This window comes from Streptomyces sp. STR69, from assembly GCF_024519455.1.
Classification (GTDB): Bacteria; Actinomycetota; Actinomycetes; order Streptomycetales; family Streptomycetaceae; genus Streptomyces.
In genome coordinates this window covers 171873-186868 of the sequence record NZ_JALJRY010000016.1, presented here as the reverse complement: position 1 = coordinate 186868, position 14996 = coordinate 171873, and the positions used below count along the sequence as shown (strand labels likewise).

13 protein-coding genes and 1 pseudogene are annotated in these 14996 nt (G+C 69.1%); 10 read left to right on the top strand and 4 right to left on the bottom strand.

Annotation, left to right across the window (positions count from 1 at the left end; genetic code table 11):
- Positions 1-593: 593 nt before the first annotated feature.
- Positions 594-3020: a helicase C-terminal domain-containing protein gene (locus OC490_RS28810; protein ID WP_262060920.1), complete on the top strand. Its 2427-nt coding sequence runs from the start codon at positions 594-596 to the stop codon at positions 3018-3020.
- A 64-nt stretch (positions 3021-3084) separates the two neighbouring features.
- A complete protein-coding gene (locus tag OC490_RS28805; protein WP_262060919.1) occupies positions 3085-4506 on the top strand; it encodes an ATP-binding protein in 1422 nt (473 codons plus the stop codon).
- A 323-nt stretch (positions 4507-4829) separates the two neighbouring features.
- Here OC490_RS28805 and OC490_RS28800 read toward each other — a convergent pair.
- Positions 4830-5664 (bottom strand): annotated as a pseudogene (locus tag OC490_RS28800) (tyrosine-type recombinase/integrase); the annotation flags it as partial.
- Positions 5665-5741: 77 nt separating this feature from the next.
- Here OC490_RS28800 and OC490_RS28795 point away from each other — a divergent pair.
- Entirely contained in the window at positions 5742-6146 is a 405-nt protein-coding gene (locus OC490_RS28795) for a hypothetical protein (RefSeq protein ID WP_262060918.1), read from the top strand.
- A 382-nt stretch (positions 6147-6528) separates the two neighbouring features.
- On the opposite strand, the gene OC490_RS28790 is transcribed toward OC490_RS28795, so the two are convergent.
- A complete protein-coding gene (locus tag OC490_RS28790; protein WP_262060917.1) occupies positions 6529-7014 on the bottom strand; it encodes a hypothetical protein in 486 nt (161 codons plus the stop codon).
- A gap of 533 nt (positions 7015-7547) precedes the next feature.
- On the opposite strand from OC490_RS28790, the gene OC490_RS28785 reads away from it, so the two are divergent.
- Together OC490_RS28785 and OC490_RS28780 are read left to right on the top strand one after the other, a co-directional pair.
- Positions 7548-7991 (top strand): hypothetical protein, encoded by a 444-nt coding sequence (locus OC490_RS28785; protein ID WP_262060916.1) that lies wholly within the window; start codon positions 7548-7550, stop codon positions 7989-7991.
- 398 nt (positions 7992-8389) lie between these two features.
- The gene (locus OC490_RS28780; RefSeq protein ID WP_262060915.1) at positions 8390-9238 is read left to right on the top strand and encodes a tetratricopeptide repeat protein; all 849 of its coding nucleotides are present in this window, start codon (positions 8390-8392) and stop codon (positions 9236-9238) included.
- Positions 9239-9273: 35 nt separating this feature from the next.
- On the opposite strand, the gene OC490_RS28775 is transcribed toward OC490_RS28780, so the two are convergent.
- A complete protein-coding gene (locus OC490_RS28775) occupies positions 9274-9831 on the bottom strand; it encodes a hypothetical protein (RefSeq protein WP_262060914.1) in 558 nt (185 codons plus the stop codon).
- A 216-nt stretch (positions 9832-10047) separates the two neighbouring features.
- On the opposite strand from OC490_RS28775, the gene OC490_RS28770 reads away from it, so the two are divergent.
- The 3 genes from OC490_RS28770 (at position 10048) to OC490_RS28760 (ending at position 12567) form a co-directional block, all read left to right on the top strand.
- Positions 10048-10695: an ABC transporter ATP-binding protein gene (locus tag OC490_RS28770; protein ID WP_262060980.1), complete on the top strand. Its 648-nt coding sequence runs from the start codon at positions 10048-10050 to the stop codon at positions 10693-10695.
- The gene (locus OC490_RS28765) at positions 10692-11477 is read left to right on the top strand and encodes a hypothetical protein (RefSeq protein WP_262060913.1); all 786 of its coding nucleotides are present in this window, start codon (positions 10692-10694) and stop codon (positions 11475-11477) included. The genes OC490_RS28770 and OC490_RS28765 overlap by 4 nt, the downstream gene beginning before the upstream one ends.
- A 121-nt stretch (positions 11478-11598) precedes the next feature.
- The gene (locus tag OC490_RS28760; RefSeq protein ID WP_262060912.1) at positions 11599-12567 is read left to right on the top strand and encodes a cytochrome c oxidase assembly protein; all 969 of its coding nucleotides are present in this window, start codon (positions 11599-11601) and stop codon (positions 12565-12567) included.
- 7 nt (positions 12568-12574) lie between these two features.
- Here the strand turns inward: OC490_RS28760 and OC490_RS28755 are convergent, their stop codons facing one another.
- Positions 12575-13210, bottom strand: coding sequence for a TetR/AcrR family transcriptional regulator (locus tag OC490_RS28755; RefSeq protein WP_410099084.1), 636 nt, complete (start codon positions 13208-13210; stop codon positions 12575-12577).
- 108 nt (positions 13211-13318) lie between these two features.
- Here OC490_RS28755 and OC490_RS28750 point away from each other — a divergent pair, with 108 nt between their 5' ends.
- Together OC490_RS28750 and OC490_RS28745 are read left to right on the top strand one after the other, a co-directional pair.
- Positions 13319-14122 (top strand): SDR family oxidoreductase, encoded by an 804-nt coding sequence (locus tag OC490_RS28750; protein ID WP_262060911.1) that lies wholly within the window; start codon positions 13319-13321, stop codon positions 14120-14122.
- On the top strand, positions 14119-14991 hold the full coding sequence (locus tag OC490_RS28745; RefSeq protein WP_410099100.1) for a haloalkane dehalogenase: 873 nt from the start codon (positions 14119-14121) through the stop codon (positions 14989-14991). Before OC490_RS28750 ends, OC490_RS28745 begins: the two co-directional genes overlap by 4 nt.
- Positions 14992-14996 lie beyond the last annotated feature (5 nt).

Genomic DNA, 14996 nt, shown 5'->3' with positions numbered 1-14996 from the left:
TCGTGCTGAAAGGACCCGGAACCCGACAACGGGCCGTTTACTGTGCAGGTGCTCGACGCCCACGGACAGATGGACGACGCCGACCGCCTCATCCCCATCTGGCGAAGAGTGAAGCAGCCTCCCCCGTCTCAGTTTCCGTCTCATTCACCACCGTTCACGGTTGTTCAGTGGAGGCCGCGCGTCGGGCTCACCACACGGGCCAACCGCCCATGAACCCAAGTGAACGCCCCCGAATGCACCCCGCCACCTCACCCCCACAGTTGGAAAGCGTGTTGGGGGCAACCCCTCACGAGTTCGAATCTCGTATCCTCCGCCAGTGCCTCACCGGGCACGATGTCGAAGGGCCCCACCGTTCGCGGTGGGGCCCTTCGACATCGTGCACTGGTTGCATTTCTGGTTGCATTTATAAGCTTCCATTTCAGACATTTAGCCGATCCGTCGGCCCTCTCGCGCCGCAATTGCGGCGGCCCACAAGCCGCCGACGCCCGCCAAGGGGGAACCTGCCCCTTGCGGCACCCGCGGATCACGGGGATACGCCATCCTTGAACCCGGGCCCGCTACGAAGCTCCCTGGTCTGACGAGGTGCACGTCGCATGAAGTCCCGATCCACGCTGGCGACATGGCTCGGCAGCCTCGACGGCTCTCGTCTGGCGCGCGTGCTCGGGGCACGGCAGGACGCCGTGTCGCTTCCGGAGCCGCGTTCGCTGGGGGAACTGGCGGATCGTCTTCAGCGCCCGGGATCGGTGGCGCTGATCCTGCCGCGGCTCGCGCTGCCACACCTCCAGGTGGCCGAGGCGCTGGCGGCGCTTGGGGTCCACGCATCGCGCGATGCTCTGGTGAAACTGCTGGGAGTCGTGGACGACGCAACCACCCGCGAACTCGACACCGTGCTGGAGACGCTGGCCGATCACGCTCTGGTCTGGCCGGACGGCGCGGGGCAGCTCCGTATGACCGGACCGCTGCGGCAGGCATGGGACACACCCCTTGGGCTGGATGCTCCGCTGGAGGAACTGCTCGCGGGCACGACCTCCGACGAACTGCGCGGCATGCTGGTGAGACTGGGCGTCAAGCCGCCGGGCGCCAAGCCGCACCGACTGGCCGCCGTGGTGGAGCACCACAGCGACCCGGAGCAGATCACCTCCGTGATCGCAAAGGCCCCCGAGACCGCCCGGAAACTGCTCGACCGCCTGGCGCGGGCCGCTACGAGGCAGCCGCAGTTCGTCGTGTCCGGGTTTCCTGGGCCCGACCTCGAACCGGGTGCGCGATGGGCACTGGACCGGGGGCTCCTGATCCAGGACCGGCACCGATACGGCCCGGCGCGTATGCCCGCCGAGGTGGCACTCGCGCTGCGCGGGCCCGGCTGGCACGTCCCGTTCGAGCCCGTCCCACCGTGCCCCCGGTCGGCATCTGTCACCCCGACGGAGACCGATCGCGAAGCATCGGCCGCGGCCACGGCCTTCGTAACCCATGCCGCCTCGGTCCTGGCGGCCTGCTCGGCAACGGCACCGGCCCGGCTGAAGTCCGGCGGGATCGGTGCACGTGAACTGGCCCGGATCGGCAAGGCGGCCCAGGCCGACGACGCTGTCGTACGCATCACCCTGGAGACCTCGTACGCCGCTGGGCTTCTGGGCCGGGACGGCGACCGTGTGGCCCCCACCGAGGCATACGACGCCTGGGCGGAACAGGAACCCCCGGAGCAGTTCGCAGTGCTGCTCCAGGCATGGCAGAACCTGCCGCTCACCCCCACCCAGGCGCGCGACGAGGACAACAGAGCGCTCCCCGCCGTCGCCGGAGCGCCACCCTGCGGCGGCTGTGTGCAGGCCCGCCTCGGGCTGTTGGCCGCAGCAGCACAGCTCCCGGCAGGGCAGGGCGCGGGAGTCGCCTCGGATCTGGGGCCACTGATCGCCTGGCACCGCCCCCTCGCCGACTCGTCACCCCAGGACGGAACGCCGTTCGCCACCGTGATCCGTGAGGCCGAGCTCCTCGGCGTACTCGCACGTGGCGCCCTGTCCGCTCTCGGCATCCACCTGCGGACCGGCGATACGGAGGGGCTGAGCATCGAGTGCCGGCGACTGGTCCCGTCGGCCACGGCAGTGGCTCGGATCGGCGCCGACCTCACCGCCGTCGTCACCGGCCCGCCGTCCACGCGGCTGACCGCGCTCCTGGATTCCGTCGCCGATCGAGAGACCAGCGGCACGGCATCGGTGTGGCGGTTCAGCGTCGGCGGCATCCGCCGGGCTCTGGATGCCGGCCGCATCCCCGAGGACATCACAGCCGACCTGGCCGCTGTCGCCGGCGGGCCCCTGCCACAGCCGCTGTCGTATCTGATCGCCGACACCGCGCGCGGCCACGGACGCGTGCGCATCGCCCCCGCCGCCTGCGTCATCCACGGCGAGGAACCCGCGCTCCTGGCCGAGCTCGCCGCCCACCGCGGGCTCGCCAAACTTGGACTGCGGCAGCTGGCACCGACGGTGCTCATCAGCCGCAGCCCGATCGACACGACCCTCGCCGCGCTCCGGGCCCAGGGGTACGCCCCTGTCGCCGAGACGGCCGAGGGCACGGTACGCATCGAGAAAGCCCGGCCTCAGCGGGCCGCCGCTCCCGTTCCCACTCCACGCGGCACGAGCGCGAGGAACAGCGGCCGGATCGCTGCCACACGCGCGGCGAAGGCTCCCACCGCTGCCGACCCGAGCATCCTGGCGGCCCAACTGCTGGCCGCCCCGCCGACGACTCCCGAACCGGCGCCGTTCGAGGGAGGAGTGCCCTTCGCCACGGACACCGAGGAGATCGTCGCAGGGTGGGCGAAGCGCCTGTCGTACAGCGACATCCGCCAACTCGCGCATGCCATCGACGCCGATCAGGCCATCACCGTCGAGTACGTCGCCGCCTCGGGAAGCCGGACCGTGCGCACCCTCAGCCGCCTCGCACTCGACCCGCCGTACCTGGAAGCCTGGTGCCACCTTCGGGAGGCCGAGCGCGTTTTCACCCTCTCCCGCATCCACAGCGTCATGCCCGAATAAAAGAGGCGATGGTATCGACAGGGATAGTATCTCTTCCGATACTATTGCCTACGGGAGGCTTGCCATGCGTCGCTTCATCGGGCGGGACCGCGAGCTGAACGTGCTCGGCAACGCCCTGCAGGCGGTTCATGATGCCGCCGGGTCGGCGAAACCAGGCCAGTGCATCCTCATGCGCGGACGGCGGCGGGTCGGCAAGTCCAGCCTCGTCGAGGAATTCCTCCGGCGCACCGAGACGCCGCACCTCTTCTTCACCGCGGCGGGCGGCACAGCGGACGACGAGCTGACGGAGCTGCTCGACGCCGTCGCCAGATCCACCCTCCCGGAGCGGGGACTGTTCTCGGAGGAGGCCCCGGAGCAGTGGAATGCGGCGTTCAGGCTGCTTGCCGAGGTCCTGCCCGACGACAGCCCGAGCGTGGTCGTCATCGATGAGGTTCCGTATCTCATGGACCGAATCGACGCGTTCGAGGGGATGTTGCAACGGGCCTGGGACCGGCTGCTCAGCCGCAAGCCCGTGCTCCTCCTCCTGGTCGGATCCGACCTGTCGATGATGGAGGCGCTGAACAGCTACGACCGCCCCTTCCATCAGCGGGGCCGGGAAATGGTCGTGGGACCGCTGAACCCGGCCGACATCCGCGAGATGCTCGACCTGTCGCCGGCGGTCGCTTTCGACGCCGCCCTGATCACGGGCGGTCTTCCGCTGATCTGTGCGGAGTGGCGGGCCGGAGCGGACGTCTGGGAGTTCCTCCGCGACTCGCTCGACAACCCGATCTCGGCGCTGCTGGTCTCCGCCGAACGCTCACTGGCCGCGGAGTTCCCACCGCAGGCGATGAGCAGGGAAGTCCTACGTGCCATCGGAGCCGGAGAACGAACCTTCACCAACATCGCGCGCGCCGCCGGCGGCATCGCCCACACCACGCTTACCCGGGCAACGGACGTCCTGACCGAGAAGCGGGTGGTGGCAGCCGAACTGCCCCTCTCCCTGCGCCCGTCGAAAGAACGCCGCTACCGAGTGGCAGACCCCTACCTGCGGTTCTGGCTCGCGTTTCTGGATCCGCACATGGCGGAGATCGAGCGGATGCGGGGAGATCTCACACTGAGCCGGATCAGGGAGCAGTGGACGAGTTGGCGGGGCCGCGCGATCGAGCCCCTGGTCCGGGAATCCCTCGCCCGCCTCCTGCCGGACGGACTCCTGCCCGCCGCCCCTGCGATCGGCGGTTACTGGACCCGCAGCAACGACGTCGAAATCGACTTGGTGGGCGCCGACCGGCAGCCGGTGGCCAAGCAGTTGCTCTTCCTCGGCTCGATCAAGTGGCTGGAGAACTCCCCGCTCGACAGCCACGACCTGGCCGCACTGCAGAAGCACCGGGCGGCGATCACCGACGAGCCAGTGCCGCTCGTGGCGGTTTCCCGAAACGGAACCAGCTGTGCTGGGCTTCATGCGGCGTACGGTCCCGACGAACTGCTCAGCGCCTGGCGCAGACCATGAGCAGCGGCTGAGATGCCCTGGTTGCAGTTCTGGTTGCGTTCACCTGCGTACGGCACTGTCCAGAAGTCCCGACCACCCCCACTCCATCGCAGGTCAGAACGCTCCCGTATGCCCCGGAACCCCCAGACGAACATTTGGAAAGCGTGTTGGGGGCAACCCCTCACGAGTTCGAATCTCGTATCCTCCGCCAGTGCCTCACCGGGCACGATGTCGAAGGGCCCCACCGTTCGCGGTGGGGCCCTTCGTCGTTGTCCGTCTCAGTTTTCGTCTCAGTTGGTTTTCTTGTCCGCTCCGGTGTTTTTGTTGTCCGCACCGGCTGGCTCTGGCTCCCAACCCATGATCGAGTCGATCACGACGTCAGGGGCCCCGAGGATCAGGAGGACGGTCGCTGCGGTGTGGCGAGCGTCGTGGAGACGGCCGTTCCGTACGCCCGCGTCCCGGAGAAGCCGCTTCCAGGTGTGGGAGTCGGTGTTGGGGCTGAGAGGGCCGCCGATCAGCGAGGCGAAGATGTATCCCTTGCCCTCCCAGTCAGTGCCGGCCGCGATGCGCTCCCGCTCGTGGGCCTCCTGGTGCCGGCGGAGAATGTCGAAGTCTTCCCAGTGCAGGCCGAGCGCCAGGGCGACGACCCGACGTGCACTGTTGCGGAGCTTGGCCACTTCGACGAGCAGGCTCTGAACTCCTCGATCGTGAACGGCTCGATGTCCTCCTCTTCGAGTCGAGGCGCCTTGGCGATCTCGGCACAGCGTTGGTGGGCACGTGTCCGCGCCGTACTGCCTCACTGAGGGCGGTACGGACTGTACGGTGCACGTGGTGGGCGGTGCCGGCCGCGCTGCCGTTGCTCTGCATCTTTTGGTAGAAGCGCTCCAGGTGCTCGGGTTCCAGCCGATCGAGCCGGTGGACACCGAGACCCGGGACCAGGTGCACGCGGACGTCCACCTCGTATCCGGCGTAGGTGTTCTCGGAGACGTACGGCTTGGCGATGTTCTCGACCCAGTGCTCAAGCCAGCCCTGGACGGTCCAGCCCTTACCCGGCTTCCGGAGCTTCTTGTCGTCGCGGGTCCGTTCCAACTCGCTTACGGCCTTGGTCGCTTCGGCTTTCGTCTTCCGCTCGACGTGACGGCGGTCAGGCTTGCCGTCATCGCGGACGCCGACCGTCACCCGGCCATGCCATTTGCCGTCCTTGCCGAGGTAGCTGGACGAGGCCCCGTTGGGCTCGCACGACGAGGAGCACGCCCATGCTGAGGATCACGGCCAGGCGCGGTTACTGGTGCGAGTGCTGGACGGAGGGCTCGGACGGGCAGTTGCCGCCGACCCTGTTCGGCTCCTACGACGCGTACTCGGAGCGCGAGGCTGACGGTCGGGTGTCGACGATCCCGCGCACCATCTCACCGGCCCTCGACGCTGATGCTTCTCAGAAAGCGTGGACGCGGCTCCACGACCACCGCATCGACACGAGACGAGCCCTCCTGCGTGGGGAACCGTGGGCGGTGTCCGTCACCCACGTCGCCACGCGCATCACGTGGACAGTTCGACCGGCACTCTTCCTGCCGATGGCACACCGTCAGGGCACAGAACTGCCCTCATGCGCCTACGACTTCAAGCGTCAAGCAGAGACTTCGGCAGCCGACGATCCTGATTAAGTGCTCGCATGGCGAAGCCGGACGGGACAAGGCACGCGTTCAGGCAGGTCGGGGAACTCACCGATGTGTACGACTTCCAGGAGGAAGTACAACTCCGTCCAGGCATGCTGGTTCGCCCCCAACTCCTTGCAGCACTTGGACTCCAGCTCACCGGCCACCACGTCACCCCGGGCCTCTACGCCGCCGTAGAGCCGTTTGACTTCTCGAGCCCCTCGCAGGCTGATCCACCTATCCGATTGACCCTGGCAACAACTGGAACCTCATTCCGCCCTCGGTTGGCGTGGGCGAGTGCTTGAGTTGGCCGCTTTGGTGCTCAGCTCGGTGGCGGGCCTGACCTCATCCCACATGTCAGCCGCAGCGTTCGAGGCACCCCCGTGGCTCCTCATGAGGCTCCCCACACTGTGTAGCCCTTGAGGCTGTCGAGTTTCTGGAAGGGGCCGGGGGATCGAGGCATTTCAAAGCGCCAGTCTCCGCTGGATCCACCCTGCCACTGCACGGTGGTGGTATTGGCCTGGATAAGGGCACCTCCGGCTTGCCGGTAGGCGACGGAGATGACGGCACGCTGATCGGAGTAGCTGTCGAAGCGAAACCCGGCCGGTTGCAGCATTTTGCCGGGTTTGGGCGAGGGGGGCTTGCCCACCTCGGCTTCGCGCCTGGTGCGCGCACCCACGTAGCCCTCACGGCCATCGCCGTAGGTTTGCGCTGCCACTACCGCTTTCCACTGCGGCGACAGCGGAATGCGGGTGCCGATCTGGAAGACGGCGAGAAGTGCACCGGCAGAGTTGTGTGCGTAGCAGCGCGCGATGTCCCCGGCGGTCCTCTTCGGCCCCAGAGTGGGAGACGTAGGTACGGCGACGGTGCGGAACATCTGCCAGGAGACCCCCTCGGGCGGGGTTGCGAGACCGGTTCGCCGGCCGGAAGCCCGTGTTGTCGGGCAGCTCTTTTCACTTCCCGTGGAAGCTGTATCAGTTGTGGCTGTTGCCGGCGGCTTGTTTGCTGCAACCGGTGCGGACTGGCAGCCAGTGGCCGCCGCTGTGGCGAGGAGTGTAAACGTCAGCCACGCCATGATGCGGTGTCGTGAGAGAGCCACGGTCGTTGTGTCTCCGGTGTTCGGGGCTGGTGTCGTCAGGAGTGCGGGGTTCAGCCGTCGCCGATGATGCCGTACGTCTCCGCGAGTCAGACCCCCATGGCGGTCACAAGCAGGAACGCAGAGACGGGCAAAATTCTGCGATCACGATAATTCGGCGCTGATGGCTCGCGCCCAGCCCCAGGCGCCGCACTGAACCAACTGCGGAGACTCAACAGCCCCACGGGACCGTGTCGAGTGTCAGTTGATTGTTGACGGGTTGGCGTCGGGTGATGCTTGACGTCTGACCTAGACATCGTGGCTTACTGGCTGTCATGGCGGATCGTTTCCCTGAGATCACCTCCGTGGAGGAGTTCATCCGGCTGCGGGAGAGTGAGGACCCGGCGGAGTACAACCGCTCGGCGTGGGCAGCCATGCCGCTGCCCGTCTGGTGGGACCTGGTGCGCAACCATCCCGACATGCGTTTCTGGGCCGCGCATAACAGGACTGTGCCGTCGCAGATCCTGGCCGAACTGATCAATGATCCGGACTGGCGGGTTCGAGACCGGGTGGCCAGTAAGCGCAACTGCCCGCCTGAGCTGCTGGAACAGCTGGTCGACGATCCGCATGACGCCGTGCGGAGGCTCGTCGCAGGCCATCCGCACTCGCCACGGTCGGCGGTAGTGCGTTTGGTTGATGACCCGTGGCCTGTCATTGCGCAGGAAGCCCGCGCTCGGCTGGCCGACTGGCCGTCCGTGCAGCCGTCCGAACCCTCCTGACGCAGCGATCACACGATCTTCCGGCGGTTGTGTTCGCCGGAGTTACGGACGACCACCTCCTTCCTGGTGACGCGGGGGACGGTGGTGATCAGCTCGGTGAAGTAGCCCCGGTCCGCGGGAACGTGGATCGGGGCTTCTTTGCTCGGTGTCGGTGTGTGCTGCGGCTCGCTGGCGGCAGGTCGCTACGCAAGACGCTTCGGTGATCGGCAAGCGGCATTGGTTCGGCGGCCCGGGCCGAGGAGTCGACGCACATGCGCGCAACCCCCTCCGGTGTGCTGGGAACTGGTCATGCAGTTCTCGACGTGGGGATCTGAAGCCGTTCGCGCAGGTCGGCGTTCCAAGTAGCCGTGAATGCCCGCAGTTTCCCGAGGTGAGGTCGTGCGGCAGGATGTGTCCTCGTGAGCGATGCGGCCGTGCCCTCAGTGAGTGAGTCCGTCGAGCGAGGTCGGCGGGCCGCCGCGGAAGGGGACTGGAAGACGGCTGTCACGGCCTGGATCGCCGGTTCCAATGCCGGGAGTCTGGAATCGGCGAACCTGGTGGTCACGGCGGTCCCACCCCTGAAGGCGCAGGCCGATGAAGGGGACGTCGACGCGATGGCTCTTCTTGCCGGTGTGATGCTCGACTTCTTCCACGAGTCCGCCCTGCCGATGGTGCTGACCTATGCGACTGCCGCGGCACAGGCCGGGCATCCGTCGGCTCAGCGCACGCTGGGCCTCATGTACCGCACCGGCCGCGGAGTCGAACCGGACGCCCGCCGAGCCGAGGACCTCTTCACGGCGGCTGCGAAGGCCGGCGACGCATTCGCCGCTTTCAACCTGGCCGGCATGCACATCACGGGCGACACCCAGGCCAGGGACCACGACCAGTGCCTGCGTCTGCTGCGCCAAGCCGTCGCCGGGGGCGTCACCCAGGCCGCCGCCGTGCTCGGTGACAGGCTCGCCTCCGTCGATGAGGACACCGAGGCGCTGAGCTGGTACCTGTATGCCGCTGAGCGGGGTCACGCGGGTTCGATGTTCGCCGCCGGGTGCTGGTACCGCGACGGCCTGGGAACGGCACCGGACCCGGTCCAGGCCGTGCGGTGGTTCCTGGCGATGCTCGACAAGGGCAACGGAGACGGGCTCCATGAGGCGATCCAACTGGTGCAGCGGGGCATGACCGACGAACAGATACGCACCGCCGGTCAACTGGCCGGCCGCTCCTCCGAAGCCGAAACGCTCATCCGCACGGCCCGCCGACACAGCGGCTGATACTGACCAGCGTGTTGGGGCCCCGCCGGCGGCCGTCAAGCAGGAGGAGCGAACGGGTTCTCGTCCGGTGTCGGTGGGGTGGTCGGCCAGGTCGGCGGGGGTGGGACCGGGTTCCAGTCGGGGCCTCGATACGTCAGCCACCACGTTCCGATGACGTGGAACTTCTCCTCGAAGTGGTGGTCCCAGGCCAGGAATCCGGTGCTGGGTGCCCGTAGGCGGGTGCGGCGGCCGTTCGCCTCGTAGAGGACGATCGTCATGGTGCCGAGGATGGATTCGGTCTGGACGGCCCGGATTTCCGACCAGGGGATGGTGCGGCGGCGCAGGTTGTGGACCACTGCCGACGACGGGGTGAGGGTGATGCCGAAGCGGTGGGGGAACAGGGCGGTCAGTATCAGCAGGACGATCCAGAACGCCGCCAGGCCGGGCAGTCCGCCCGGAGGTGTTGTCCCGGCCCCGGCTGCGGACGTGGTGAAGACGGCCGCCGTGACGACGACCGCCGGCAGGAACGGCACTGTCCGTTGCCACATGGTCATGCGGTAGCGCACCTCGGCCGGCGACGCGACCCCGCTCAGTGAACTCTCCACCACTGCCACCCACCCCGTTGAAGAAAATTTCTCGAGAGGTGACAACCTCCCATTCCTGTATGCCCGTTCGATAGGCATGAAGTACGTCTCACCGCGCACCGCGCCGGTGCCGGGCGGAGGTGGCCTGTGATCCGGACGCCGGTCGGGCAGGACGTCTCCGATGCCGGTGGTGTCGTCGAAAACGGTCTGGACTTCGACGACTTCGCGCGCAGCCGGCAGGCGCATCTGCGTCGTTCGGCCTATCTGCTGTGCGGGGACTGGCACTTGGCCGAGGGGCGCGGCGAACACCTGGCCGTCGTCGGGCCGTCCGGCTCGGGGAAGTCGACGCTGCTCAACACGCTCGGGCTGCTGGACCGGCCCACGGCGGGGTCGTATCTGCTGGACGGCGTGGAGACCACCGGGCTCGGCGACCTCGAACGAACTTCCCTGCGCGGGAGCCGGATCGGGTTCGTCTTCCAGTCCTTCCACCTGTTGCCGTACCGGACGGTCGACGAGAACGTCATGCTGGCCGAGGCCTACCGCAGGCCGCGTGCCGGACGTGGGCGCGGCGGTCGGCTCGCCCGGGCCCATCTGGCGCTGGAACAGGTGGGGTTGGGGCGCCGGGTGGGCTTCCGGCCCGACCGGCTGTCCGGCGGTGAGCGTCAACGGGTCGCCATCGCGCGGGCGTTGCTCAGCGACCCGGCACTGCTGCTCTGCGACGAGCCGACCGGCAACCTGGACACCGAGAACACGCTCTCCGTGCTGGAACTCTTCGACGATCTGTGCGCCCAGGGCATGACCCTGGTCGTGATCACCCATGACGACGCGGTCAGCCGGCGGGCGGGCCGCCGGGTCCGCATCACCGACGGGCGCCTCACGACGGAGGAGCGGTGACAGGGAGAAGAGGGCTGGTCGAACGGCCGTGGATGGATCCGCGGGACCTGTGGACGGAGGCCCTCGCGGGGGTCCTCGCCCGGCCGGTGCGGTCCGCGCTCACCACGCTCGGCACGGTCCTCGGCATCACCACGCTCGTCATCACCATCGGGGTGGCGTCCACCGCGGGCAACCAGATCGTCGGCCGGTTCGACGCCCTCACCGCGACGTCGGTGACCGTGACCGTGCCGGCGCCGCTGCCCGGCGAGGAGGACGCCGGGCCGCGGGTGCCGTGGTCGGGGCGGGAACTGGACCGAGGCGACCCGGGCCGGGACGCACCCGTACGCGCCCGGCGCTGGCGCCGCTACACGACTGGTCAGTCGATGGGCGCGATGATGTCGCTCGGCCTCAACATCAAGTACCCGGACCTGTTCGCGGCGGCGTTCATCGTGGCCGGGCAGTGGCCCGAGGCGCAGGCCGCGCCGCTGGCGCAGAAGGACCTGTGGATCGTCGTCTCCGCCGACGACACCAAGGCCTGCCCCGGTGAGCAGGCCATCACCGCGGTCATCCAGGAACAGGGCACGCAGGTCAGTACCGCGTTGTGGGACGGGCAGTCCACCGCCGCCGGGTTCGCGGCCGACGTGCGCGGCATGAAGGCGCAGCGGACCCCGGTGAACTTCGCCGCGTTCGAGACCGGCACGGTCGTACCGACCGGCTCCACGACCAGTGCGCACATGGCCACCTGGCAGGTCGCGTACACGATCCCCGGCATCCGGGACTGGATCATGCGCCAATCGTCGTAGTCGTCGTAGTCGTTGCAGTCGATGTAAAGGTGCTCCGCCACGGGGGCGGGTCCTGGCCGCGGCACTCGGCGGCATAGAGTGCTGCGGCAGGTCCGGCAGGCGTGGGTGGAGGTAGATCGCGATGGAGAACCTGCCACAGCTCACCGTGGGACGGCTGTTCTCCTCCTGGCAGGCGGACGTCCCCGCGCTGCTGGTCGTCGTACTCCTCGGCGGCCTGTACGGCTGGGGCGTCCTGCGGCTGCGTCGCCGCGGCGAGAGCTGGCCGGTGGCGCGGACCGTCGCGTTCGCGGTGTTCGGGCTCGGCACGATCGTGGTCGCCACGATGTCCGCGCTCGCCGTGTACGACCGCGTGCTGTTCTGGCCGGCCGCCGTCCAGAACGTCCTCCTCGACCTGATCGCCCCGCTCGGCCTGGCCCTCGGCGATCCGCTGCGGCTGGCGCTGCGCGCCCTGCCCGAACGCGCGGCGGCGCGGGCGCAGGGAGCCCTGACCGGCCGCGTGCTCCGGCTGCTCACCTTCCCCTTGGTGAGTACGGCGCTGGTTCTGACGACGGAACTGACGATCTACTTCACGCCGTACTTCGAAACGGCGTTGGCCAACAACTGGCTGCACCAGTTGATGTACCTCCAACTGCTGCTCGCCGGGAGCCTGTTCGTCCTGCCGGTGCTCACCCGTGAGGAGGCGCTGCCCGCCTGGTGCACGCATCCGGTGCGGGCGGCGCTGGTGTTCGTCGACGGGATCATCGACGCGGTCCCGGGCATCGTGGTGATGACCCACGGCACGCTGATCGCCGGTTCCTGGTACCTCGCCCACGCTCCGTCCTGGGCCCCCGATGTCCAGCACGACCAGCAGCTCGGCGGCGGCGCGATGGTCGGCATCGCCGAACTGGTCGCGATCCCCTTCCTGCTCGCGATCCTGGTCCAGTGGGCCCGGACGGAACGCGCGGAGACGGTGGCGCTGGACCGACGGCTGGACACGGAGCTGGAGCGGGCCACGCCCACGGAAGCCGTGGTGGACGGACCGGAACTCGTCCGCCCCTGGTGGGAAACCGAGAACAGCGAGGTCGCGCAGCGCATCCGGGGCCAGCGGTAGGAGCTCCTCACATCACGGTCAGGGCGTCCAACTCCCGTGTGAGCCGGGCCCCTTCGCGGGTCATGATCTCCGGGTCGCGCAGGGCGTTGGAGAGCAACGACATGCCCTGGTAGGCGGCGACGAGGGTGAGGGCGAGCCCCGCGGGATCGGCCGCGCCGAGCAGCCGGTACTGCTCCTCCACCCAGTCCACCAACCCCCGTATGACCTGCCCCGCGGCGAGATCGAGACCGTCCTCGTACCGCTTGTCCAGCTCTACGGCGAGGGTGCCCATGGGGCAGCCGTGGCGGGCCGCGATGTCCTTCTGGTCGACCCAGCCGCCGATGAGGGCCTTGAGGCGTTCGCGCGGGTCGGGGAGCTGGTCGAGCTGTGCGGTCAGGCTCGCCAGGTTGCCGGTGTGCTCGGAGAGGGCCGCCTCGATCAGCTCGTCCTTGGTCTTGAAGTAGTAGTAGACGTTGCCCGTCGGGACGTCGGCGGCGCGGGCGATGTCGGCGATGGTCGTGCGCTCCACGCCCTGCTCGTGCAGGACCCGGGCGGTGGCGGTGGTCAGCCGCTGCCGCTTGCCGACGGCGGCGGACCGGGCGGACCGAGCGGGCTGGTCGGGCTGGTCGGTCCTGTCGGGCCGGGAATCCTTTGAGTCAGTCACCTGACTAACTATAGACAACGGGCGGGTCGATCGTGCTAGCGTCGTTCCCGACGGAGTTAGTCAGCCAACTAACTCACAAGAGCTCACACATGCGACGGGGGTAGCGACATGATCGTGGTGACAGGTGCGACCGGGAACGTGGGGCGGACGCTGGTGCGGATCCTCACGGAGGCCGGGGTCCCGGTGACGGCGGTGGCCCGGCACATCGCCGGGCCGGGGACGGTGGCCGGCGACCTGGGCGAACCGGAGGGTCTGCGGGGCGCGTTCGAGGGCGCGGAGGCACTGTTCCTGCTGGTGGCGGGCGAGCGGCCGTACGACATCCTGGACACGGCGAAGGCCGCCGGTGTCCGCAGGGTGGTGCTGGTGTCCTCGCAGGGGGCGGGGACCCGGCCCGAGGTGTACGCGCAACCGCGTCGATTCGAGGCGGCCGTACGGGAGTCGGGGCTCGACTGGACGATCCTGCGGCCGGGCGGGCTGGACAGCAACGCGTTCGCCTGGGCCGAGTCGATCCGTGCCCGGCGCGCGGCGGCGGCACCCTTCGGTGACGTGGGCCTGCCGTTCGTGGACCCCGACGACGTGGCCGCGGTCGCCGCCGCTGTTCTGCGCGACGGGACACACAGGGGCGCGACCTACACCCTGACCGGTCCGGCGCCTACGACACCCCGCGCGCGGGCGGCGGCGATAGCGGCGGCGCTGGGCGAGCCGGTGACCTTCACGGAGCAGTCCCGCGCGGAGGCGTACGAACTGATGGCGAGCTTCATGCCGCTGCCCGTGGTCGAGGGCACGCTGGCCGTGCTGGGCGAGCCGACCGAGGAGGAGCGGCGGGTGAGCCCGGACGTGGAGCGGGTGCTGGGGCGGGCGCCGGGTACGTTCGCGGCGTGGGCGGAGCGCAACGCGGCGGCCTTCCGGTGACGGCCTCGCAGGTGACGCACGTCCTCGACTCGACCATGGCCCACCGGGAGTCGGGGACCGGAGTGCCGATCGTCTTCCTGCACGGCAACCCGACCTCGTCGCACCTGTGGCGGAACGTCCTGCCGGGCGTGCCGTCCGGGTGGCTGCTGGCGCCCGACCTCATCGGCATGGGCGCGTCGGGCAAGCCGGACATCGCGTACGGCTTCGCCGACCAAGCCCGCTATCTGGACGCCTGGTTCGACGCGCTCGGGCTGCGGGACACGGTGCTGGTGGGGCACGACTGGGGCGGTGCCCTGGCCTTCGACCGGGCCGCGCGCCATCCGGACCGGGTGCGGGGCATCGCATTCACGGAGACCATCGTGAAGCCGATGGCCTGGGGGGAGTTCCCCGAAGGGGGCCGGGAGCTGTTCCGGGCGATCAAGACGGACGGCGTCGGTGAGGCCATGATCCTCGACGAGAACGCCTTCGTCGAACAGGCGCTCCCCGCCTCCTCCGCGACCCCGCTCGCACCGGCCGACCTCGCCGTCTACCGCGAGCCGTACCCGACCCGGGAGAGCCGCAGGCCCCTCCTGCGCTGGGCGCGCTCGATGCCGCTGGGCGGCGAACCCGCCGACGTCGTGACCAGGATCGAGGCGTACGACCGCTGGCTGGCGTCCAGCCCGGACGTGCCCAAGCTGCTGCTGACGTTCACACCCGGGGCGGGGACGATGACGACCCCGGACACCATCGCCTGGTGCGCCGCGAACATCGCGGCCCTGGAGATCGAGCACTCCGACACCGTGGCCGGCCATCACACACCGGAGGACCGGCCGGAGGTGATCGCCGGCGCGATATCGAGGTGGGTGGAGCGGCTCGGGCTCCTCGACTGAGAAGC